The 22,552-nt window shown below is 72.6% G+C and carries 17 protein-coding genes; 5 read left to right on the forward strand and 12 right to left on the reverse strand.

The features are described 5' to 3' along the window. Positions 1–77: 77 nt before the first annotated feature. Both RIN80_RS04615 and RIN80_RS04620 read right to left on the reverse strand, forming a co-directional pair. Positions 78–1,001, reverse strand: a complete 924-nt coding sequence (locus RIN80_RS04615; protein WP_309094179.1) for a class I SAM-dependent methyltransferase — start codon at positions 999–1,001, stop codon at positions 78–80. A 147-nt stretch (positions 1,002–1,148) separates the two neighbouring features. Further along, entirely contained in the window at positions 1,149–2,870 is a 1,722-nt protein-coding gene (locus RIN80_RS04620) for a glycoside hydrolase family 6 protein (protein ID WP_309094180.1), read from the reverse strand. A 397-nt stretch (positions 2,871–3,267) separates the two neighbouring features. Here RIN80_RS04620 and RIN80_RS04625 point away from each other — a divergent pair, with 397 nt between their 5' ends. Then, positions 3,268–6,186, forward strand: coding sequence for a glycoside hydrolase family 48 protein (locus RIN80_RS04625; protein WP_309094181.1), 2,919 nt, complete (start codon positions 3,268–3,270; stop codon positions 6,184–6,186). Positions 6,187–6,420: 234 nt separating this feature from the next. Beyond that, positions 6,421–9,072, forward strand: a complete 2,652-nt coding sequence (locus RIN80_RS04630) for a cellulose binding domain-containing protein (protein ID WP_309094182.1) — start codon at positions 6,421–6,423, stop codon at positions 9,070–9,072. A 150-nt stretch (positions 9,073–9,222) separates the two neighbouring features. On the opposite strand, the gene RIN80_RS04635 is transcribed toward RIN80_RS04630, so the two are convergent. Together RIN80_RS04635 and RIN80_RS04640 are read right to left on the reverse strand one after the other, a co-directional pair. Then, positions 9,223–9,966, reverse strand: a complete 744-nt coding sequence (locus RIN80_RS04635) for a class I SAM-dependent methyltransferase (protein WP_309094183.1) — start codon at positions 9,964–9,966, stop codon at positions 9,223–9,225. Positions 9,967–9,970: 4 nt separating this feature from the next. Then, positions 9,971–10,276, reverse strand: coding sequence for a 4a-hydroxytetrahydrobiopterin dehydratase (locus RIN80_RS04640; protein WP_309094184.1), 306 nt, complete (start codon positions 10,274–10,276; stop codon positions 9,971–9,973). A 128-nt stretch (positions 10,277–10,404) separates the two neighbouring features. On the opposite strand from RIN80_RS04640, the gene RIN80_RS04645 reads away from it, so the two are divergent. Beyond that, complete coding sequence (locus tag RIN80_RS04645) at positions 10,405–11,211, forward strand: helix-turn-helix transcriptional regulator (protein ID WP_309094185.1); 807 nt, start codon at positions 10,405–10,407, stop codon at positions 11,209–11,211. Here RIN80_RS04645 and RIN80_RS04650 read toward each other — a convergent pair. After that, entirely contained in the window at positions 11,193–11,618 is a 426-nt protein-coding gene (locus tag RIN80_RS04650; RefSeq protein ID WP_309094186.1) for a hypothetical protein, read from the reverse strand. The two genes, RIN80_RS04645 and RIN80_RS04650, sit on opposite strands and share 19 nt — an antisense overlap. A gap of 295 nt (positions 11,619–11,913) precedes the next feature. Here RIN80_RS04650 and RIN80_RS04655 point away from each other — a divergent pair, with 295 nt between their 5' ends. Further along, positions 11,914–12,777 carry a helix-turn-helix transcriptional regulator gene (locus RIN80_RS04655; protein WP_309094187.1) on the forward strand — a complete coding sequence of 288 codons (864 nt, stop codon included), beginning with the start codon at positions 11,914–11,916 and terminating at the stop codon, positions 12,775–12,777. Positions 12,778–12,930: 153 nt separating this feature from the next. Beyond that, the gene (locus tag RIN80_RS04660; RefSeq protein ID WP_309094188.1) at positions 12,931–13,398 is read left to right on the forward strand and encodes a molecular chaperone TorD family protein; all 468 of its coding nucleotides are present in this window, start codon (positions 12,931–12,933) and stop codon (positions 13,396–13,398) included. 37 nt (positions 13,399–13,435) lie between these two features. Here the strand turns inward: RIN80_RS04660 and dnaK are convergent, their stop codons facing one another. The 7 genes from dnaK to RIN80_RS04695 all read right to left on the reverse strand — a co-directional run bounded on the left by dnaK (position 13,436) and on the right by RIN80_RS04695 (position 22,511). Then, positions 13,436–15,307 (reverse strand): molecular chaperone DnaK, encoded by a 1,872-nt coding sequence (gene dnaK / locus RIN80_RS04665; RefSeq protein WP_309094189.1) that lies wholly within the window; start codon positions 15,305–15,307, stop codon positions 13,436–13,438. Between the two features lie 64 nt (positions 15,308–15,371). Next, positions 15,372–16,112 carry a glycerophosphodiester phosphodiesterase family protein gene (locus tag RIN80_RS04670; RefSeq protein WP_309094190.1) on the reverse strand — a complete coding sequence of 247 codons (741 nt, stop codon included), beginning with the start codon at positions 16,110–16,112 and terminating at the stop codon, positions 15,372–15,374. Between the two features lie 350 nt (positions 16,113–16,462). After that, positions 16,463–16,891 carry an OsmC family peroxiredoxin gene (locus tag RIN80_RS04675; RefSeq protein WP_309094191.1) on the reverse strand — a complete coding sequence of 143 codons (429 nt, stop codon included), beginning with the start codon at positions 16,889–16,891 and terminating at the stop codon, positions 16,463–16,465. 72 nt (positions 16,892–16,963) lie between these two features. Continuing rightward, positions 16,964–18,694: a hypothetical protein gene (locus RIN80_RS04680; protein WP_375141615.1), complete on the reverse strand. Its 1,731-nt coding sequence runs from the start codon at positions 18,692–18,694 to the stop codon at positions 16,964–16,966. A 68-nt stretch (positions 18,695–18,762) separates the two neighbouring features. Further along, positions 18,763–19,824, reverse strand: coding sequence for a MoxR family ATPase (locus tag RIN80_RS04685; RefSeq protein WP_309094193.1), 1,062 nt, complete (start codon positions 19,822–19,824; stop codon positions 18,763–18,765). Positions 19,825–19,921: 97 nt separating this feature from the next. Further along, on the reverse strand, positions 19,922–22,000 hold the full coding sequence (locus RIN80_RS04690) for a phage holin family protein (protein ID WP_309094220.1): 2,079 nt from the start codon (positions 21,998–22,000) through the stop codon (positions 19,922–19,924). A gap of 109 nt (positions 22,001–22,109) precedes the next feature. Next, positions 22,110–22,511 (reverse strand): hypothetical protein, encoded by a 402-nt coding sequence (locus RIN80_RS04695; protein ID WP_309094194.1) that lies wholly within the window; start codon positions 22,509–22,511, stop codon positions 22,110–22,112. Positions 22,512–22,552 lie beyond the last annotated feature (41 nt).

The raw sequence follows: 22,552 nt of genomic DNA on the forward strand, positions 1-22,552 counted from the left end.
CCCCTGCGATGCGGTCGGATGAGCGATGCCGGGAGTCCATCAGTTCAAGCGCTCTCGAAGTCAAGACCCCGCGCGCGTCAGACCGTCCGGACCGCCGTGTGCACGGTGTGCGCCTCCAGCACGAACACGTCCGGGCGGCGGTGCAGGCTCGCCTCGTCGCCGGGGTCGAGGAGGCGGTCGAGGGTCGCGATGTCCTCGGCGTCCAGGGCCTGCGCGAGCCGGTCCCTCATGTGCGACAGGGACGCGATCACATAGGCGCGCGCACGGTCCGAGGCGGGTGCGGGCAGGTCCAGCAGAAACGTGTGCGACCGGGTGGGCTTGAGGCCGGCGGCGGCCAGCAGGGCGGGCCAGTCCTCCGTCTCCGCGACATGGCCCGGCAGTTCCTGGCGCATCCGCGTGAACCACTCCGCCTCGACCGCGTCGATCCGCGCCTGGAGGCCGGGCCGGCCGATGCCGATGTCGCGCGGCAGGTAGCGCGGGGGCAGCCCGCCCTCCATGACGGCCAGCGTGCCGCCGGGCGCGAGCCGCCGCGCGAACGCGGCGAGCGCGGCGCGCTGGTCGCCGAGGTGGTGCAGGCTGCGGCCGGCCCAGAGCAGGTCGGCCGGGTAGTCCAGTTCGCCGAGCGCGTCCGGGAGTTCCCCGGCGATCGTGCCGAACCGGTCGGCGACCCCCTGCCGCTCGGCCCGGGCCCGGGCCCGTTCCAGCAGCGGCTCGGCGCCGTCCACCGCGACGATCCGCGCGCCCGGGAACGTCTCCGCGAACAGGCACGCCACCACGCCCGGCCCGCTGCCCGCGTCGACGATCAGCCCCGGCTCGGTCACCTCCTGCGCCAGCCATCCCAGGGCCCGCTCGTACAGGGACGCGAACAGTTCCGCCGAGGACTCCAGCATCGGGCCCATCCCGGCCCAGTCGATGTCCGTGTGGCCGTGGTGACCCTGCCCGTGGCCGTGCCCCTGGTCGTGCCGGTGCTCGTGTGCGGTGTCGTGGTGGTCGTGCGCCATGGTGGTCAGCCTCTCGCTCGGATGCGGCCAGCGTGCGCCGGCGCACCGCGAGAGGACCACCGTTGTTGCCGCTCCCGCAAAATCCCGCGCACCGATCCGCCGGGGCGCAAGGCCCCGGCGGACCCGTGGGGACGGGGTGTCAGCCGCTCACGACAGCGGCGGGTACGCGTTCTGCATCAGTTGCCGGAACTGGGCGGAGAACCAGTGCCCGGACAGCGGCGCGTCCGGCAGGGCACCGGACGGGTTGTTGCCGTTGCGCGGGTTGCCGGTGTACGTGGGGTCGCACATCCGGTCGAAGCCCTTGCCCTCGTCGTTCGCGATCTCCTTGCTGGCGCCGTCCGACTCGCCCGGCGGCTTCATCCACACGTAGGCGTCGATGCCGGCGGCCGGGTTGGCCTGCGGGCGCTCGCCGAGGCCGGCTCCGGACTGGTTGCACCAGTTGCCGATGTGGATGCGGCGGTCGTAGCGGCCGCCGTCGACGTAGGTGTCGACGGAGGTCTGCGCGCCGGGGCCGCTGGGCCGGGCCGTGCCGCCCCAGCCGTTGCGGGAGGTGTCGATCAGCATGCCGATGCCGGACGGGAAGCCGACCGAGACCAGCTGGTTGCGGAAGGCCTGGGCGAAGGACAGCTCGTCGACGTAGCGGTTCCAGTCGACCCACTTCGACTCGCGGACGGACTTGCCGGCCACGTTGTCGTTGACGGAGAAGTTGTTCTCCTTCAGGGCGCTGTAGTTCGCCGTGTTGGTGATGAAGCCGTGGACGTCGTTGACGGTGGCGCCCTCCGTGGTCGCCGCCTCCTTGAACAAGGCCGCGCTGGGGGCGAAGTTGTCGTCCCAGCCGATCCAGCCGTGGTGGCCGGCGTCGACGTAGTTGTAGACGTTGGGCACGTCGCCGAGCTTGTTCAGGGCGTAGCCGACGCCCTTCTGGTAGTTGCCGTTGGCCTTCATCACGTCGCACTGCGGGGTGGCGGTGGGACGGCTGCCGGTGTTGGTGACGAGGTTGGGCAGCGAGTCGATCTCGATGGTCGTGACGATCCGCAGCGAGGCGTACTTCGAGTCCGCGAGGATCGCCTTGATCGGGTCGATGTACTCGGTCTTGTAACGGCCGATCTCGTCGGGCTTCAGCTCGCCGTTGGAGGCGAGCGCGGCGCAGTCGCGGCCGGGCAGGTTGTAGATGACGAGCTGGACGACGAGCTCGCCGGAGCCCTTCTGGCGCAGCGCCTCGTCGAGGTGGGCGCGCAGGCCCATGCTGCCGTTGGCCCCGTTGATCGCGGCGATCCGGTCCAGCCAGACGCCCGTCGGCTGGTTGGCGATGCGGCTGCCGCCCGGCTCGGCCGCGGCCTTGGCGGACCACTGCGGGTTCACGTACACCTTGGCGCCCTCGTAGGGGTTGTTCACCCGGTTGGCGGGGCCGCCCGGGTCCGGCGGATCCGTGGGGCCGCCGGAGCCGCCGTCGTCGACGTTGCAGGTCACGCCGTCGAGGGTGAAGGTGGCCGGGATCGCGTTGCTGCCGCTGTAGCTGCCCTGGAAGCCGAAGCTCACCGAGGCTCCGGTCGCCAGCTGGGCGTTGTAGCTCTCGTTGGCCGCGGTCACGTCGGCGCCGCTCTGGCTGATCTTGGCGTTCCAGCCGCTGGCGACCTTCTGGTTGCCGGCGTAGGACCACTTCAGCGACCAGGAGGACTTGGCGGCGCTGTTGTTGGTGAGGGTGACGGCGGCGGTGAAGCCGGTGCTCCACTGGTTCTGGATCTTGTAGTCGACGGTGCAGGGGACGGCGGCGGTGCCGGGGCCGCCGGGGTCGACGGCGAACGCGGTGCCGGTCGCGCCGGCGACCAGGGCCATGGCGGCCAGTAACGCTGTTCTGGTACGGCTCATGAGTGCGGGTGTCCCTTTCGCTGGGGGGTGTCGGCCGTTCAGGGCGCGCTCCGAAAGGACACGAGGACCCCGGCACCGGCGCACGCGCAGCAGGGCGCGGCCGCGCGGGCGGCGGCTACAAGTACTGAACGCGAGAGGTGTCGCATGAGCGACTCCTTGCAGGTCGGGCCCGCCGTGACGGACGCGTCGACTGATGGAATCGCTCCCACTGGTGTCAAGGAAGGTAGCGCCAAGTGCCGGCAAGGAACAGGGGAGTCGCCGACTTTCCCGCAACCGGTGTCGTCGAATCTTTTCGACTCTTCACGGACCTTGACCGCCCCTTGGCCCGTCCTCACTATGGGAGCGCTCCCACTGGTTCAGGCCTTGACTTCTCCGAGCCGCAAGGAGGACCAGCACCATGCATCCCCCACCCCTCAGACGCAGAGCCGTGCGGCGCCTGTGGACCGCCGCCCTCGCCGCTCTGGCGCTTCCGCTGACGATGCTCTCCTCGGGGTCGACGCCCGCTCAGGCGGCGCCGCTCCAGTGCAGCGTCGACTACAAGACGAACGACTGGGGTTCCGGGTTCACGGTGGACCTGACCCTCACCAACCGCGGCACGGACGCCATCGACGGCTGGACGCTGACCTACGCCTACTCCGGCAACCAGAAACTTGCCAACGGCTGGAACGGCAGCTGGTCGCAGTCCGGGCAGAACATCACCGTGAAGAACGCCGCGCACAACGCCCGGGTCGCGGCGGGCGCCGCCGTCTCCACCGGCGCCCAGTTCGGCTACAGCGGCACCAACACCGCGCCGACGTCCTTCTCGGTCAACGGCACCCCCTGCACCGGCGCGCACCAGCCGCCGATCGCGGTGCTGACCAGCCCGGCCGCCGGAGCCGTCTACACCCAGGGCGAGGCCGTTCCGCTGGCCGCCACGGCCGCCGCGGCGGACAACGCCACGATCGGCAAGGTGGAGTTCTACGACGACACCACGCTGCTCGGCACGGACACCAGCGCGCCCTACGCGCTCTCGGTCTCCAACTTGACCGTGGGCAGTCATTCCCTGGTGGCGAAGGCGTACGACAGCCTGGGCGCCTCGGCCAGTTCCACCCCGGTCGGCATCACCGTCGCCTCCGGCCCGGCCGTGGTCGCCTCACCGCTCCAACTGGGCGTGCGGTCCGGCACGTCGGGCACGTACGAGGTGAAGCTGTCCAAGCAGCCCGCCGCCAACGTGACCGTGTCCTCGGCCCGCGCGAGCGGCAACACGAACCTGTCGGTCTCGTCCGGTGCCTCCCTCACCTTCACGCCGCAGAACTGGAACACCGCGCAGAAGGTGACGGTCACCGCCGCGAACTCCGGTTCCGGATCGGCCGTGTTCGAGTCGACGGCGCCGGGCCACGCCAAGGCCGCCGTCACGGTGACGCAGCTGGGCGCGACGAAGGCGTACGAGGCCCGCTTCCTGGAGCTCTACGGGAAGATCACCAACCCGGCGAACGGCTACTTCTCCCCCGAGGGCATCCCGTACCACTCGGTCGAGACGCTGATCGTCGAGGCGCCGGACCACGGCCACGAGACCACCTCGGAGGCGTACAGCTACCTGCTGTGGCTGCAGGCCATGTACGGCAAGGTGACGGGCGACTGGTCGAAGTTCAACGGCGCGTGGGACCTCATGGAGAAGTACATGATCCCCACCAAGGCCGACCAGCCGACCAACTCCTTCTACAACGCCTCCAAGCCGGCGACCTACGCGCCCGAGCTGGACACCCCCGCCGAGTACCCGGCCAAGCTCGACTCCGGCGTCCCGGTCGGCCCGGACCCGATCGCGGCCGAGCTGAAGAGCGCGTACGGCACGGACGACGTCTACGGCATGCACTGGCTGCAGGACGTGGACAACGTCTACGGCTTCGGCAACGCGCCCGGCAAGTGCGAGGCGGGCCCGTCGGACACCGGCCCGTCGTACATCAACACCTTCCAGCGCGGCGCGCAGGAGTCGGTGTGGGAGACGGTGCCGCAGCCGACCTGCGACGCCTTCAAGTACGGCGGCAAGAACGGCTTCCTGGACCTGTTCACCGGTGACGCCTCCTACGCCAAGCAGTGGAAGTTCACCAACGCGCCGGACGCCGACGCCCGGGCCGTGCAGGCCGCCTACTGGGCGGACCTGTGGGCCAAGGAGCAGGGCAAGGGCGGGCAGGTCTCCGCGACGGTCGCCAAGGCGGCCAAGATGGGCGACTACCTGCGCTACTCCATGTTCGACAAGTACTTCAAGAAGGTCGGCAACTGCGTCGGTCCCACCACCTGCCCGGCGGGCACCGGCAAGGACGCCTCCTTCTACCTGATGTCCTGGTACTACGCCTGGGGCGGAGCCACCGACACCAGCGCCGGCTGGGCCTGGCGCATCGGCTCCAGCCACGCCCACGGCGGCTACCAGAACCCGCTGGCGGCGTACGCGCTCGCCAACTACGCCCCGCTGAAGCCCAAGTCGGCGACGGGCGCGGCGGACTGGGCCAAGTCCCTGGACCGGCAACTGGAGTTCTACCGCTGGCTGCAGTCGGACGAGGGAGCCATCGCGGGCGGCGCGACCAACAGCTGGGCGGGCCGCTACGCGACCCCGCCGGCGGGCAAGTCGACGTTCTACGGCATGTACTACGACGAGAAGCCGGTCTACCACGACCCGCCGTCCAACCAGTGGTTCGGCTTCCAGGCGTGGTCCATGGAGCGCGTGGCCGAGCTGTACCAGCAGACGGGCAACGCGCAGGCCAAGACGGTCCTCGACAAGTGGGTCGACTGGGCGCTGTCCAAGACCACGTTCAACCCGGACGGCACGTTCCGCATCCCGTCGACGCTGCAGTGGTCGGGCCAGCCCGACACCTGGAACGCGTCGAGCCCCGGTTCCAACAGCGGGCTGCACGTCAGCGTGGTCGACTACACCAACGACGTCGGGGTGGCGGCCGCGTACGCCAAGACGCTGACGTACTACGCCGACCGCTCGGGTGACTCCGAGGCCGCGGCGGCCGCGAAGAAGCTGCTGGACGGCATGTGGGACAACCACCAGGACGCGCTGGGGATCGCCGTCCCGGAGAGCCGGGCCGACTACAACCGGTTCGACGACCCGGTGCACGTTCCGAGCGGCTGGACGGGCACGATGCCGAACGGTGACGCGATCAACGCGTCGTCGACGTTCGACTCGATCCGGTCCTTCTACGAGGACGACCCCGCGTGGTCGAAGATCGAGGCCTATCTGGCGGGCGGGGCCGTGCCGTCGTTCACGTACCACCGGTTCTGGGCCCAGGCGGACATCGCCCTGGCCATGGGCTCGTACGCGGAGCTTCTCGAATAGCCCCCGCCGGGCGCTCCGCGGGTGGGTCCGTGGTCGGCTGCGGGTCCGTTGTGGCTGGTCGCGCCCGCGCGGCGGAGCCGCACACCGATGCAGCCCCCGCGCCCCCGAAGCGGCGCCCGAAGCTCCGCGTACGCGGCCCCGCACCTGACGCGGGGCCACCCCAGCCGGGCGGCTCCACCCGCACTGGAGCCGCCCGGCTCTCGCACGTTCCCCCTCACCGGAAGGAACCCCGCCGTGCGAAGAACCCGCATCCTCACGGCCGTGCTGGCGCTGGCGGCCGGGCTGCTGTCGGGCGGCGCCCCCACCGCGCTGGCCGCCGACCCGCCGAAGCCGAGGCTCGCCGCCGACACCTACACGTGGAAGAACGCCCGGATCGACGGGGGCGGCTTCGTCCCCGGGATCGTCTTCAACCGCACGGAGAAGAACCTGGCCTACGCCCGTACGGACATCGGCGGTGCCTACCGCTGGCAGGAGTCCTCGAAGTCCTGGACGCCGCTGCTGGACTCGGTCGGCTGGGACGACTGGGGGCACACGGGCGTCGTCAGCATCGCCTCCGACTCCGTCGACCCGAACCGCGTGTACGCGGCGGTCGGGACGTACACCAACGGCTGGGATCCGAAGAACGGCGCGATCATGCGCTCCGCGAACCGCGGGGCGAGCTGGCAGAAGACGGACCTGCCGTTCAAGCTGGGCGGCAACATGCCGGGGCGGGGCATGGGCGAGCGGCTGGCCGTCGACCCGCACCGCAACAGCGTGCTGTACCTGGGCGCGCCCAGCGGCAAGGGGCTGTGGCGGTCGACGGACTCCGGGGTGACCTGGTCGCAGGTGACGAACTTCCCCAACGTGGGCGACTACGTCCAGGATCCGAGCGACACGTCCGGCTACGCGTCCGACAACCAGGGCATCGTGTGGGTCACCTTCGACGAGTCCACGGGCACGGCCGGGAGCGCCACGAAGACCGTCTACGTCGGAGTCGCCGACAAGGACAACGCGGTGTACCGGTCGACGGACGCGGGCGCGACCTGGCAGCGGCTCGCGGGCCAGCCGACCGGGTACCTGGCCCACAAGGGCGTCCTCGACGCGAAGAACGGCCACCTCTACCTCGCGTACAGCGACAAGGGCGGCCCGTACGACGGCGGCAAGGGCCAGGTGTGGCGCTACGCGACGGGGACGGGCACCTGGACGGACATCAGCCCGGTGGCCGAGGCCGACACCTTCCACGGCTTCAGCGGGCTGACCGTGGACCGGCAGAAACCGGGCACGGTGATGGCGACCGCGTACAGCGCCTGGTGGCCGGACACGCAGATCTTCCGCTCCACGGACAGCGGCGCCACCTGGACCAGGGCGTGGGACTACACGTCGTACCCGAACCGCGAGAACCGCTACACCATGGACGTCTCGTCGTCGCCGTGGCTGACCTGGGGCGCGAACCCGCAGCCGCCCGAGCAGACACCGAAGCTGGGCTGGATGACCGAGGCGCTGGAGATCGACCCGTTCGACTCGAACCGCATGATGTACGGCACGGGTGCGACGATCTACGGCACGGAGAACCTCGGCAACTGGGACAGCGGCGGCAAGTTCACCGTCAAGCCGATGGTGCGCGGGCTGGAGGAGACGGCGGTCAACGACCTCGCCTCTCCCCCGTCCGGAGCCCCGCTGCTGAGCGCGCTCGGTGACATCGGCGGCTTCCGGCACACGGACCTGACGAAGGTCCCGCCGATGATGTTCACCCAGCCGAACTTCACCACGACCACCAGCCTGGACTTCGCCGAGTCGAACCCGGACACCGTGGTCCGCGTGGGCAACCTGGACACCGGCCCGCACATCGCGTTCTCGACGGACAACGGGGCCAACTGGTTCGCGGGGACCGACCCGTCGGGCGTGAGCGGCGGTGGCACGGTCGCGTCGGCCGCGGACGGCGGCCGGTTCGTGTGGAGCCCCAACGGCGCCGGCGTGCACCACACCACCGGCTTCGGCACCTCGTGGCAGGCGTCGAGCGGCATCCCGGCCGGGGCGATCGTCGAGTCGGACCGGGTCGACGCCAAGACCTTCTACGGCTTCAAGTCGGGGAAGTTCTACATCAGTAAGGACGGTGGGGCGACGTTCGAGGCGTCCCCGGCCACCGGGCTGCCCAGCGGTGACAGCGTCCGCTTCAAGGCGCTGCCGGGCGGGAAGGGGGACGTGTGGCTGGCGGGCGGCGCGGCGGACGGCGCGTACGGCCTGTGGCACTCCACGGACGGCGGGGCGAGCTTCACCAGGCTGCCCGGCGTCGAGCAGGCCGACACCGTCGGCTTCGGCAAGGCCGCGCCCGGCGCCTCCTACCAGACGCTCTACACCAGCGCGAAGATCGGCGGGGTGCGCGGCATCTTCCGCTCCACGGACAAGGGCGCCAGCTGGACCCGCGTCAACGACGACGCCCACCAGTGGGGCTGGACGGGCGCGGCGATCACGGGCGACCCGCGGGTCTACGGCCGTGTCTACGTCTCCACGAACGGCCGCGGCGTCATCTACGGCGACACCTCCGGCGGCGGGACGACGGACCCGGGCCCCGGCCCCACGCCCACCGGCGCCTGCGCGGTGACGTACAAGGTGACGAGCCAGTGGTCGGGCGGCTTCCAGGGCGAGGTGCAGCTCACCAACACCGGCACCGGCCCCTGGACCGGCTGGTCCCTCACGTGGTCCTTCGCCGACGGCCAGAAGCTGGGCCAGGCGTGGAACGCGGAGGCGGCGCAGTCGGGCGCGGCGGTGACGGCGAGGAACGTCGGCTGGAACGGCACGGTGGCGAAGGGCGCGTCGGTGAGCTTCGGCTTCACGGCGAGCTGGTCGGGGACGAACACGAAACCGACCGCGTTCCGACTGGGCGACCAGAGCTGCACGGTGACCTGACGGACCTCCCCCGGGAGGGCGCGCGCCGAGACCGGCACGCGTTCTGCCGGCCCGAGGCGTTCACAGTCGTCTCCACGACGTCGGCCCGCCGGGAGCGGGCGTTCCCGGCGGACCCCGGGGCGAACTGGCTGACCGGCCGGGTCAGGGACTTCACCCGGGCTTGTGGAACGCCCGCAGGCTGAACACCGGATCGGGGCGCGGCCGGTCCTGGTCGGGCAGGCGCGCCAGCCGCCGGGCGAACTCCTCCGCGAGGGGCTCGCCCGGCGGCAGGGTGACGAACCAGCCCCGGCGCAGGTCGGCGATCGTGCGGCGCGGGCTGCGGCCCTGGCCGTGTCCGGTGAACCGGGCCCGCCCGGCCGGGACCAGGCCGTGGGCGGCGGCATGGGCCTCGACGTCCGCCGCCGCGTCGCGAACCGGGCTGGGCGGCCGGGGGGACAGGACGACATCGATGTCGCTGCCCACGTTGTGGGAGGCGGCCTTGTCGACCGTCGTGACGTACACACCGCCGGGGCGCAGCACCCGGGCGCACTCGCCGACGATGGCCCGCACGTCGGCGGGCCCGGCGGCCAGGTGCAGCAGCCACACGGTGCAGACGGCGTCGAACTGCCCGTCCCGGAAGGGCAGTCGGCGGCTGTCGGCGCGGACGACGGCACCGGGCAGCCGGGCGGCGGCCTGGCGGACCATCGCGGGGGTGAGGTCGACGCCGGTCACCCGCATGCCGGGGCGCGCGGCCGCGAACCGCCGGGTCACGATGCCGGTGCCGCAGGCGACGTCGAGCAGGCCGCGCGCCTGGCGCGGTACGAGCCCGAGCACCGCGTCGGCGGCGGCCGCCGCCCGGGGCTCGCCGCCGCGGGAGGCGTCGTACCGCTCCGCTTCCTTGTCGTAGTCGAGCACGCGGTCAGTGTGCCCCGTGTCCGGGGGCCAGGTCCTCCACCCTGCGGGCGAGCTCGAAGTCCTTCTCGGTGACGGCGCCGCCCGCGCTGTGCGTGTGCACGGACAGGGCGACGGTGCGGTAGCCGAGCGTGAGGTCGGAGTGGTGGTCCAGTTCCTCCTGGACCTGGGCGATGTGGACGACCATCGCCGTCGCGGCGAAGTGCGAGCCGAGCCGGTAGGAGCGGGTGAGGCGGTCCCCGTCGAGGGACCAGCCGGGCAGTTCGGCCAGCCGGCCCTCGATCTCCTGGCGCGACAGCGGTTCGACGGGCATGGGCTGTGCTCCTTCCCTCGCTGCGGGTGTCCTCGTCGCCTCTCAGCCTGCCACAACGCGACGTCCGAGACCCTGGTCAGAGCGCCGCGCCCTGTCCGCCGCGGCCGGTTCTCGGATACGGTCCCGGCATGACCACTCACCCGTCCACCGCGCAGCGGGGCGTCGGTCCCCTGCTGCGGGCCTGGCGGGAGCAGCGGCGGGTCAGCCAGCTGGAGCTGGCCCTGCGCGCGGACTCCTCGGCCCGCCACATCAGCTTCGTCGAGACGGGCCGGTCCCGGCCCAGCGAGGAGATGGTGCTGCGGCTGGCCGAGCACCTGGACGTCCCCGTGCGGGAGCGCAACGCGCTGCTGCTGGCGGCCGGTTACGCCCCGCGCTACCCAAAGACCCCGCTGGACGACCCGGCACTGGGCCCGCTGCGCGAGGGCATCGAGCGGCTGATCGGCGGGTACGAGCCGTATCCGGCGCTGGTGGTGGACGCGCGCTACGACGTGGTGGCGGCCAACCGCGGGGTCACGGCGCTGGTCGACGGCGTCTCGCCGGCCCTGCTGGAGCCGCCGCTGAACGCGATGCGGCTGGCGCTGCACCCAGAGGGCCTCGCACCCCGGATCCGGAACCTGCGCGCCTGGCGCGGGCATCTGCTGGAGCAGATGGAACGGCAGATCGCGCTGCACCGCTTTGAGCCGCTGCGAGCGCTGTACGAGGAGGTCGCGGCGTATCCGGTGCCGGACGAGGACCCGGCCGACGACCCCGACGAGCCGGTGCCGTACTTCGCGCTGCCGCTGCGGATCGAGCACGGAGGGCGGACCCTGTCGTTCATCTCCTCGATCTCCACGTTCAACACGCCGATGGACGTGACCGTCGCCGAGCTGGCCGTGGAGACGCTGCTCCCGGCCGACCCGGCGACCGCCAAGTACCTTCAGCAGTCGATTTCCTGACGGGCTTTCAGGGCGAGGTGCTGGAGCACGGCGAAGCCGGCCACGGTCAGCGCCTGGAGGACCGTCCACACGGCGCCCGCCGTGCTCGGCGAGAGCCACAGCGCCAGGGCCACCAGGCTCAGCACCGTCCAGGCGAGGTTGGCCTCGACGACCGCCCGCACACCGGGCGCCGGCGGCCGGCGGCGGGCGGCCAGCAGGCCCACGCCGGTCGCGTACACGGCGAGGAAGGCGCCCAGCGCGAGCAGCAGCGTCGCGTCGGCCCCGAGGAACCGTCCCAGCGGGCCGGACAGGGCGAGGTAGGCGAGCGCGTTGGCGCCGGTCACGACGGCGTCCAGGGCCAGGAAGCGGCGCAGCGCGGACTGCGGCTCGATGGTCCGGGCGAGCGCGGCGAGCTGGGTCGTGGACATGGGGCGTCATCCTCCGTCGGTTGCGGTGCCCGACCGGGCCGGCACGTGTGGGCTCGTCCGGGCGGCTGGTGTGCGGCCGGGCGGGTGGTGCGGCCGGGGCCGGGTCCCGGGCCGGAGTGCGCCGGCCCGGGACCCGGTGTGCTCACGATCCCGCGCGGGCGGCGGCCGGTCGATTACCCGTGGGGTAATGCCGCCGCGCGCCCCTGCTCCGCGATCTCCTCGCCGTCGGGCCTGTGATGCGGACGGCCGGGCGTGCCACACTGATCGCGGACGTGGCACGTTGGGGAGGCGTGGCGTGAGTGAACGGCGGGCCGCACCCACCGTGGGCCAGGTGGTGCTGGGCAGACGGCTGCAGGAGCTGCGCGAGGCGGCGGGCCTCAGCCGTGAGGAGGCCGCGCGGGTGCTGCGCGTCGCCCCGGCGACGGTCCGGCGGATGGAGACCGCCGACGTCGCGCTGAAGATCCCGTACGTGCAGATCCTGCTGACCGCGTACGGAGTCGCCGAGGACGAGGTGAGCGCGTTCGTCGAACTCGCCGAGGAGGCGAACCGGCCCGGCTGGTGGCAGCGGTTCCACGACGTGCTGCCCGAGTGGTTCAGCCTGTACGTGAGCCTGGAGGGCGCCGCCCGGATCATCCGGTCCTACGAGCCGCACTTCGTGCCGGGCCTGCTGCAGACCGAGGGATACGCGCGTGCCGTGCTGGAGACCGGCACCATCGCGAACGCCGGTGCCGAGGCGGTGGAGCGGCACGTGTCGCTGCGGATGGAGCGGCAGCGGCTGCTGGAGCGCGCCGACCCGCCGCACCTGTGGGTGATCATGGACGAGACGGTGCTGCGCCGCCCGGTGAGCATCGACGGGCGGGTGATGCGCGACCAGCTGGACAAGCTGCTGGAGTACGCCGCGCGGGACCGCGTCACACTCCAGGTCGCCGAGTTCGCGGACGGTCCGCATCCGGGGACGTACGCGCCGTTCTCGCTGTTCCGCTTCGCCGAGCCCGAGCTGCCCGACATGGTGTTCACCGAGTACCTGACCGGCGCGCTGTACCTCGACTCCCGCAAGGAGGTCTCGGCGCACCTGGAGGTCCTGGACCACATGACCGCCCGCGCCGGCTCCACGCAGCGCACCCAGGCGCTGCTGCGGCGGTACCGCGACAGCTTCTGAGGCGGCTGCCCGATCCCGTCCCAGGTCGCTCCCCGCCCGACGTCATGGCACGGGTACTGACCCGTACGGGCGCCGCCGGCAGGTGCGCCCCCCGGCCCGCCCCTAGCGTCGGCATCACGGGGCAGCCCAGGGAGCGCACGCGAAGGAGATCCGATGCCCGGATTCGAGGTGCTGTACCAGGCGGCCGCGCTGTGCCTGATGTTCCCCGACGACGACTTCCGCACCCGGCTGCCGCTGCTGCGCGAAGCCGCCCCGCAGCTGCGGGAGTTCGCCGACCACGCGGCGCTGACCCCGCCGCGCGAGCTGGCGGCGCACTACGTCGAGGTCTTCGAGGCGGAGCCGGACCACAGCCTGTATCTCAGCGCGTGGCGCGAGGCGGCCCCCACGCCCTCCGAGGAGCTGTACCGGTCGCACGGCCTGGAGACCACCGGTGAGGAACCGCCGGACTTCCTCCCGGCGGTCCTGGAGTGCGCGGCCCGCACCGGCGACACCCAGCTCCTGGCGGACCACCACGACGGCCTGGACCTGCTCCGCGTCCGCCTCACCGATTTCGGCACGCCGTACGCGACCGTGCTGGACGCGGTGTGCGCGACCCTGCCGCCCACCGCCCCGGAGCGCTAGGGGCGTCGCGGGGCGGGAGGGACTGCGCGGACCCGCCTCAGGCGGCGCCGCCCTTCTCGTCACGGCGGTCCTGCTCGTCGTCCACGATCTCCGCGTCGACCACGCCCTCCTCGTCCTGTGGCGGGGTGGGGGTGTCCTCCGTGGGTGCCTGCTGGGGCTGGGACCGGGCGTACATCGCCTGGCCCATCTTCTGGCTGACCGCGGCGAGTTCCTCGACGCCGGTGCGCAGGTCGGCGGTGTCCGCCTGCCGGTCGAGTCGTGCCTTGAGGGCGGCGACGGCGGCCTCGACCTCCGCCGTGGTGTCGGCCGGGACCTTGTCGGCGTTGTCGCGGAGGAACTTCTCGGTCTGGTAGACGAGTTGCTCGGCCTGGTTGCGGGTCTCGGCGGCCTCGCGGCGTTTGCGGTCCTCCTCGGCGTACTGCTCGGCCTCGCGCATCATGCGGTCGATGTCGTCCTTGGGCAGGGCCGAGCCGCCGGTGACGGTCATCTTCTGTTCGCGGCCGGTGGCCATGTCCTTGGCGGACACGTGCATGATGCCGTTGGCGTCGATGTCGAAGGCGACCTCGATCTGCGGGACGCCGCGCGGGGCCGGCGGCAGTCCGGTGAGGTCGAAGACGCCGAGCTTCTTGTTGTAGGCGGCGATCTCGCGTTCGCCCTGGTAGACCTGGATGCCGACCGAGGGCTGGTTGTCGGCGGCGGTGGTGAAGATCTCCGAACGCCGGGTGGGGATGGTGGTGTTGCGCTCGATCAGCTTCGTCATGATGCCGCCCTTGGTCTCGATGCCCAGGGACAGCGGGGTGACGTCGAGCAGCAGCACGTCCTTGACGTCGCCGCGCAGGACGCCCGCCTGGAGCGCGGCCCCGAGGGCCACGACCTCGTCGGGGTTGACGCCCTTGTGCGGGTCCTTGCCGGTCAGCTCCTTCACGAGGTCGGTCACGGCGGGCATGCGGGTCGAGCCACCGACGAGGATGACGTGGTCGATCGCCGAGAGCTGCACGCCGGCATCCCGGACCGCCTGGTGGAACGGGGCCTTGCAGCGGTCGAGGAGGTCCTCGGTGAGCTCCTGGAACTGGGCCCGGGTCAGCTTCTCGTCCAGGTGCAGCGGCCCCTCGGCGGAGGCCGTGATGTACGGCAGGTTGATCGTCGTCTCGGTGGAGCTGGACAGCTCGATCTTCGCCTTCTCGGCACCCTCGCGCAGCCGCTGCACGGCCATCTTGTCCTTGGCCAGGTCGACGCCGTACTGCCCCTTGAAGCGCTTGATCAGGTGCTCGACGACGCGCTGGTCCCAGTCGTCGCCGCCCAGGTGCGTGTCGCCGTTGGTGGCCTTCACCTCGATGACGCCCTCGCCCATCTCCAGCAGCGAGACGTCGAAGGTGCCGCCGCCCAGGTCGAAGACGAGGACCGTCTGGTCGTTCTCCTTGTCCAGGCCGTAGGCGAGGGCCGCGGCCGTCGGCTCGTTGATGATCCGCAGGACCTTCAGGCCCGCGATCTCCCCGGCCTCCTTGGTCGCCTGCCGCTGGGAGTCGTCGAAGTACGCGGGGACGGTGATCACCGCGTCGGTGACATCCTCGCCGAGGTAGGACTCGGCGTCGCGCTTCAGCTTCTGCAGCACCCGCGCGGACAGCTCCTGCGCGCGGTAACGGGTTCCGTCGATGTCGCCCTGCCCGGGGAAGCGCCACTGCGCGTCGCCCATGTACCGCTTGACCGAGCGGGCCGTGCGCTCCACGTTCGTCACGGCCTGCCGCTTGGCGACCTCGCCGACCAGCACCTCGCCGTTCTTGGCGAACGCCACGACCGAGGGCGTGGTCCTGGCCCCCTCCGCGTTGGCGATGACGGTGGGCTCACCGCCCTCCAGCACGGCGACCACCGAGTTCGTGGTTCCGAGGTCGATCCCGACCGCACGTCCCATCGCTGTCCCCTTCCGCCAGGGCGCTCCGCCACACTCTCCAGCACAAAACTTGAGTGCGCCGTTGTCAATGCCGCGTGGGGCTGATCGGCCCGCGCAGCGCCACCGCGCGCCGGGGCCGGTCGGTGACGAGCACGTCGACGCGCGGGTGGGCGAGGAAGGCGCGCATGAGGGTGTCGTCGTTGACCGTCCACACCATGGTGAACAGGCCGCGCCGGGCCGCCTCGCGCAGTACGTTCGCCCTGGCCAGCCGCTGGTGCACGGCGACGCCGTGGGCGCCGCAGGCCCGGATGCGGCGGGCCGGGAACAGTTCGCTCAGCCGGGTCCCGGGCAGCCGGGCCAGGGCCAGCTCGCTGCGGTCACGGCCCAGGGACAGGGCGGTGCGCACCCGGGGGTGGGACCGGGCGACGGCGGCGACGGAACGGTCCTCCAGGGTCGTCACGACGAGGCCGTCCTCGCCCAGCAGGGCGACCGCCCGGTCGAGCACCTCCCGCTCGTAGCCCACCTCCTTCAGGTCCAGGTGTGCCACCAGCTTCCCGGCGATCAGCGCCATGACCTCCTCGACCACGGGCACGTCATATCCGGCCCGCTCGCTCAGCTCGGCGTGGGTGAGCGCGGACAGCGGCGGCCCGGCGGGGCCGACCCGGGGATCGTGGTGGACGACGAGGACACCGTCGCCCGTGCGCCGGACGTCGAACTCGACGTACTCGGCGCCGGACTCCAGCGCGTCCCGGTACGCCTCCCAGGTGGCGGCGCCGGCGCGCTCGGAGCCGCCCCGGTGGGCGGAGACGGCGGGGCGTGGCGTCATGGCCGGGGACTCCGGGAGAGCGAGCGCGGGGGCGGGAGGGGGACGACGAAGGGCAGTTCGTCGACGTAGGCCTCGACGCCGAAGGCGAGGTCCAGTCGGAGTGCGTTGACGCCCGCGGACGGGTGGGAGATGCACCGAGCGCTGGTGGACGTTCCCGGCGGCATCGCGTTCCTTCCGGCCCGTCGGTGGCGAAGCGACTGGTTCTCCACCCCGGCCCCGCGCGGCGAACCGGCGACGCCCGCCGGGCGAACCCGCCAGGTCGACCCGGCCCGGCCCGCGCCGCACCGGGCCACGGGCGGCACACGGGCCGTGCCCCCGAGGGCGGGCCCGTGTGACGCCGGTGGATCGGGTCAGGCGAGCTTGGCGGTCAGGGTGATGGGCGTGGCCTTCAGGGCCTGGCTGACCGGGCAGCCGACCTTGGCCTCCTCCGCGGCGGCGAGGAAGGCCTCCTCGTCCATGCCCGGGACGGTGCCCTCGACGGTGAGGTGGATGCCGGTGATGCCCTCACCCGGCTGGAAGGTGACGTCCGCCGAGGTCACCAGCTTGGTCGGCGGGGTGCCGGCCTTGTCGAGGATGTTGGAGAAGGCCATCGAGAAGCAGCTGGAGTGGGCCGCGGCGATCAGCTCCTCCGGGCTGGTCTTCCCGCCCGGCTCCTCGGTACGGGCCGCCCAGGAGACCGGCTGCTCGGTGAGGATGCCCGAGGAGTCGAAGGTGACGACACCGTTGCCCTTGAAGAGGTTGCCTTCCCACACGGTGTGGGCGGAGCGCGTGGCTGCCATGACGCATCCTTTCGATGAGTATCCGGAACCCGGTCGTTCGGGGTTCCTCACCCCATCCGATCACACTCCGGCTCAACTCACGCGGAAGACCGGTCCTCTGGCGCTGAACGGCAGCCGCGCTCCGGCCGGGATCAGGTAGGCGTGCTCGCGCCGCACCCGCAGGGTGTCGCACCAGCCGTCGGTGATGACCAGGACGGGCGCGCCGGGCGGGAAGTCGTCCGCGCGGTGCAGCAGGTCGACGCCGGGCTGCAGGACGGTGCCGCCGCGGCCGTGCACCCGGACCCGCCCGGCGATCTCCGTCACGGGCAGATAGCCCGCGTCGTGCGGGGCCGCGTCGCAGAACACGACCCGGGCGGCGGGGACGTCACGTGCCTCGGCGTACGAGGCGATCGCGCCCAGCGCCTTGCCGAGCAGGACGCGGTCCATGGAGCCGGAGGTGTCCAGGACCACGCCGAAGGTGCAGCGGGCGATCTCCTCGGGCGGGAAGTACCGCCCGGCGCGCGGGATGCCGGGCGTGGACGCCTGGCGCCGCGAGGGCCGGGCGTAGGAACGGACGGGTTCGGGGCGGGGCACGAACTCGTCGAACCAGCGGGCCAGGCGCGCGTCCCAGGGCAGCGGCGGGTGGCTCAGCGCCCGGATCTCCTCGACCAGCCCGCCGGGCAGGAAACCGCGCTCCTGCCGCTGGTGCAGGTCCAGGCCCTGGGCGAGGCCGCGGCGGTAGAACGCGTCGAGGTCGACGTAGTCCCGGGGCGAGCCGAGCGGACCGCCGAGGATGTCCCCCACCCCCTTGCCGCGCAGGGTGGCCAGGCGGCGCCGCCGACGCAAGTCGCCGGCGACGCGGTCGTAGACCTCCTCGGCGGACAGGCCGGCGAGCTGCGGGTCGTACAGCAGTCCCTCCGGCATGGTGCCGACCTCCATCTCGGTCAGCCAGCCGTTGACGACGTAGTCGCAGGCGACGTTGAACAGGTAGGGGTCGCGGGTGCCGCAGCGGTCGCCGTGGCGCAGGGCGGCGTGCAGCATCTCGTGGGCGAGGACGAACCGCCACTCCTCGTCCTCGAAACCGCGCAGGGGGTTGATGTAGATCTCGCCCGCCTCGGCGTCGACCGCGGCGACCGCGATGCCGTGGGCGCGGGCGAGTTCGGCGTCGGCGACCAGCTTGATGCCGGCCGCGATGCCGCCGAGCAGCGGGTAGGAGGAGATGAACCAGCTCAGCGCCCGCTGCCAGGGGCGCTGAGCTGGCGTCTCGCCGTCCAGGCTGTCGCGGCGCCCGCCCGCCATGTCCATCGCGGCGGACACCGTCCGGGTCAGGGCGGTGGCGAAGGCCAACTGCCAGTCGGGCGGCCGCGACCAGCCCGTCCACGGCACCAGCACCTGGTCGGGCTCGCCGCCGGCCGTGCCGCAGCGCTCGTAGACCGGGGGCAGTCCGTCGCGCCGCCAGCGGGCGGCGAGCTGCTCCTCGTCGCCGTCCGGGTAGGCGGCGGGCAGGTGTTCAGGAGTCTCGCCGACGGTGAAGCCGAGCAGGAAGCGGTTGACGACGACGCAGCGGGCGGCGAGGTCGAAGCGGTCGGGCTGGACGCGCTCGCCCTTGACCGCGGGGACGTGCCCGAAGCCCAGGTGCAGCACGGCGTGGGCGAGCGCCCAGGACCAGGCGGCGGGCTCGGCGAGCCGGTCCGGGTGGACGTGCAGGTCGCCGTCGGAGTCGACGGCGACGAGCCCGTCGCGCGGCGCGAAGCGGCACTCCTCCTGGCGGCAGACGTCGAACTCCACGGCCGCGAGGGCGGGGTTGGCCCGCATCAGCCGCATGCCCTCGGCGAACGCCTCCCCCGCGAGGTCCCGCTTCTTCTTGCGCTGGTCCTTGCCGTGGGCGCGGCTCACCGCCGCGCCTCCACCAGCCGGGGCATGTCCCTGGCCGCCTCGACGAGGAACCAGGAGGGCAGCACGGGGTTGCCGTCGGCGTCGGAGGCGATGACGGTCTGGGCGACCTCGACGGAGATCTCGGCGAGCTGCACCAGCAGCGACTTGGCGCGGTAGGCGGTCTGCCGGCCGTTGGCCGACATGTGCTCCTTGCTGACGGGCAGTTCCTTGACCAGACGGCCGCGGAAGGAGTCGGCGAGGTAGTAGAGCAGGTCGCGGTCCTCCGGGCGGTTGGGCCAGCGGGCGTCGCCCTTGATGATCGCCTCGATGCCGTAGCGGCTGCGCACGATCTTGACGTAGCCGCAGAAGGCCTGGGCGTGGGCGGGCGTGAGTGTGCCGTGCGCGAGGACCCGCAGCGTCTCCTCGTCGAGGTCCCGGCCGAAGGAGTGCAGGGCGTCGGAGAGCATGTGCCAGGAGCGGGGCGTGGAGAACGGCTCCTCCGTCTTCGGCGGCTTGGACCACAGGTGGTCGGGCCGGTCGGTGAGGTGGTCCACGACCCACGGGTGGATGCCGTTGCCGCCGGCCCAGGCCAGCCAGTCCTTCGCTGAGGCCTCCAGATGGACGTGGGTGAGCCGGTTGACCAGCGCGGAGGCGAGGGGCCGGGCGAGCGCGTTGTCGGTGGCGCGGTTGCCGGCGCCGATGACGATCGAGCCCTCGGGCAGCTCGTAGCTGCCGATGCGGCGGTCCAGGATCAGCGAGTAGAACGCCTTCTGCACGTCCGGCGTGGCCGCGTTGAGCTCGTCCAGGAACAGGCAGTACGGCTCGTCCCGGGCGATGGCCTCCGGCGGGCAGAACACCGAGCGGCCGTCGCGGATCTGCGGGACGCCGATGAGGTCCTCGGGGGCGAGCTGGGTGCCCAGCAGGCTCACGCACTCCAGACCCAGCGACTCGGCGAAGTTCCGCACGAGGGAGGACTTCCCGATGCCGGGGGCGCCCCAGATGAAGACCGGCCGGACCGTGGCCAGGCCGAGCAGCAGGTCGGGGATGCGGGCGGGCGTGACCGTGACGGCTGCCTGCAAAGCAGCGACTCCTTGCGGGTGTTCGAGAAGGACGCGCAGGTCCGCGACGTCCGGCACGAACAGTGTGGGCGTACGGCCCGCGAGGCGCAGCCGATTTTCAGGCGGCGCGCTCCTGCTCGCCGGCCTCCAGCGGCACCTGCGGTCCGTTCGACTCGCGCAGCCAGCGCCGCAGCACCCGGTGCACCCGCTCGGCACCGACGAGTTCCGCCCCGTCCCCGACGGGCGCGGACAGCGTGAGCGGCGACAGCAGGAAGGGCTTGCCCTGGGCGCCGCCGAGCCCGCCGTGGGAGCCGATCTGCTCCTCGAAGGCGAGGACTTCGCCGTCGACCGGGTCGTGGAAGGAGTTGACCATGATGTCGGCGGCGTGCGGGAAGGAGTGCGTGCGGCGGACCGCGTCGGCGGCGCCCGGGCCGAACGCGGCGAGCGGGCCCGGGTCGTGGTCGAGGTCGGCCAGCGGGATCTCGGCCCCGTACGCGCCGAGGACGACCCCGCCGTGCTGCTCGCTGCGCACCAGCAGGAAGCCGATGCCGGGGTGGTTGGCGAGGGTCGGCAGCAGCGCGGGGTGGCGGGCGTCGATCTCCTCCTTGCTCATCCGGTGGGTGACGTCCGGGAAGGAGACCAGACCGAGGTTGCCCGAGGCCAGCACGATCGGTTCCTCGCGGCGCACCGGCCGGTGCCGCTCGCGGCCCTCCTCGACCGGTATGCGCAGCGCGGCGCGGACGGCGGCGCGGGCCTCCGCGCCGCTGCGGGTGCGCTCGGCCCGGCGCGGCACGGGCAGTCCGCAGCCGGCCCGCACGAGGTCGCCGAGGGTGAGGCCGTAGCGGGAGCGGAAGGTCTCGCCGGGGCTCTGGCCGTGGTCGGACAGCACGACGATCCGGTACGGGCGCGGGGCGTGCTCGGCGACGTTCTCGATCAGGGCGAGGCAGCGGTCCAGGCGCTGCAGGACCTTCCGCGCGTCGCGGCTCGCGGGCCCTGAGTGGTGGGCGACCTCGTCGTAGGCGACCAGATCGGCGTAGACGGCGGTGCGTCCGGCGAGCATGTCGCCGGTGACGGCGGCGACGACGACGTCCCGCTCGACGACGGTCGCGAAGGCGCGCACGAGCGGGTAGAGGCCGCCGCGGGAGACGCGCGGCCGCTGCTTGCGGAGGCGGGCCCGGGTGGACTCGCCGATCTCCCGGCCGACCTCGGCGAGGAAGGACAGTGCCGTGCGCACGGCGTTGGCCGGGTCGGAGAAGTAGGCGAAGTAGCCGTCGCGGGAGCGGTTCTCGCGGCTGCGGCGGCGGGTGGCGATGGACAGCACCAGGGCCTGCTGGTCGGCGCCGCCGCCGAAGAGGTTGCCGCGGCTGGCGCCGTCCACGGTGAGCAGGCCGCCGTGCCCGGCGTATCCGACGGCGCGGCGCTGGAGTTCGGCGGCGCTGGTCGGGCGGTTGCAGACGACGATCTCGCGGGTGTCCTTCTCGTACCAGCGGAAGGCCGGGACGTCGTGATTGCTGCCGTGCAGGATGCCGAGCTGGCTGGCGCCGGTCTGGCTGGACCAGTCGGTGCGCCAGGGGGTGAGCCGGTGGCTGGGGCGGCCGCCGGGGCCCGGGTCGAGCCAGCGGGCGACGGTGGGCATCAGGCCCTCGCCGACCGCGTCGAGCAGGGTGTCGTGGCCGACGCCGTCCAGTTGCAGGAAGACCGTACCGGGGCTGGACGGGCAGGGCGGTCCGGACCGGCGGCGGCGGCGGTCGGAGAGGCGGTAGAGCCGGCGGCGGTAGGCGTCGTCGTCACGGACGGCCAGGGCTGCGCCGGTCGCGGACGCCACGGCCGACATCACCGCGGCGACCACGACGGCGGTCTCCGGGTCGGCGGCGCCGCGCTCGGCGGGGTTGAGGTTCAGGGCGAGCAGCAGCAGCGCCCCGTTCAGGAAGAAGACCAACAGGCCGAGCACGAGCGCGGGTACGAGGAGCAGCAGCCGCACCAGCAGCGGCCACACCACGGCCGACAGCACGCCGAAGGCACCGGCGCCGAACGCGGCCGTGACGGCGATGTCGGTCGCGCTGTCGCCGTCCGCCGAGCGGAGCCGGAAGTCGGGCAGGATGCCGGCGAGCACCAGCATCGTGACGGTGGAAACCGCCCACACGGCGACGCTGCGCCCCACCTGACTGGCGGCCCGCCGCCACCGCACGCCCCGCACGCCCAGCCACCTCACGTCCCGGCCCGCCGCGTCCACGGGCTCTCCCCCACCCTGTCACAACGCCCGGGAGGGCTCCTTCGTCCCCGGCTCATACCCCCCGCCGGGAACTTCAGCGGCCGTCGTACCCGGCCGTCGGCATCGACAGCCGGCGGTGCACACACGCCTTCATCGCCGCGTCGTACGCCGGTTCCGCGTGGCCCACCGTCTCGACCCGCACGCCGCGCCGCGCGCACTCCGCGGTGAACTCCTCGACGGAGGCGAGCGCGCTCTCCAGGACCCGCCGGCTGGGCGCCACGAACAGGTCGAGGCCGGGCCGGACGCCGTCCCACAGGGCCTCGTGGTCGGGCCGCAGCCCGCGCACCAGCAACTCGCGGCTGACCGTGTAGCCCCGCTCGGCGGCCCAGCGGGCGCACATCGCGTGCTGGCTGCGGGAGTCGACCAGGAACGGGTCGTGGTCCAGTTCCTCCAGCGGCGTCAGACTCGCGATCGCCGTGACCCGCACCGGCCCCATGGCGTCCCCCCTCACCTCCGGGTTTCGCCGCCGACCCTACT

Origin of the sequence: Streptomyces sp., from assembly GCF_031181705.1 — a bacterium.
In the GTDB taxonomy this organism is placed as follows: Bacteria; Actinomycetota; Actinomycetes; order Streptomycetales; family Streptomycetaceae; genus Streptomyces.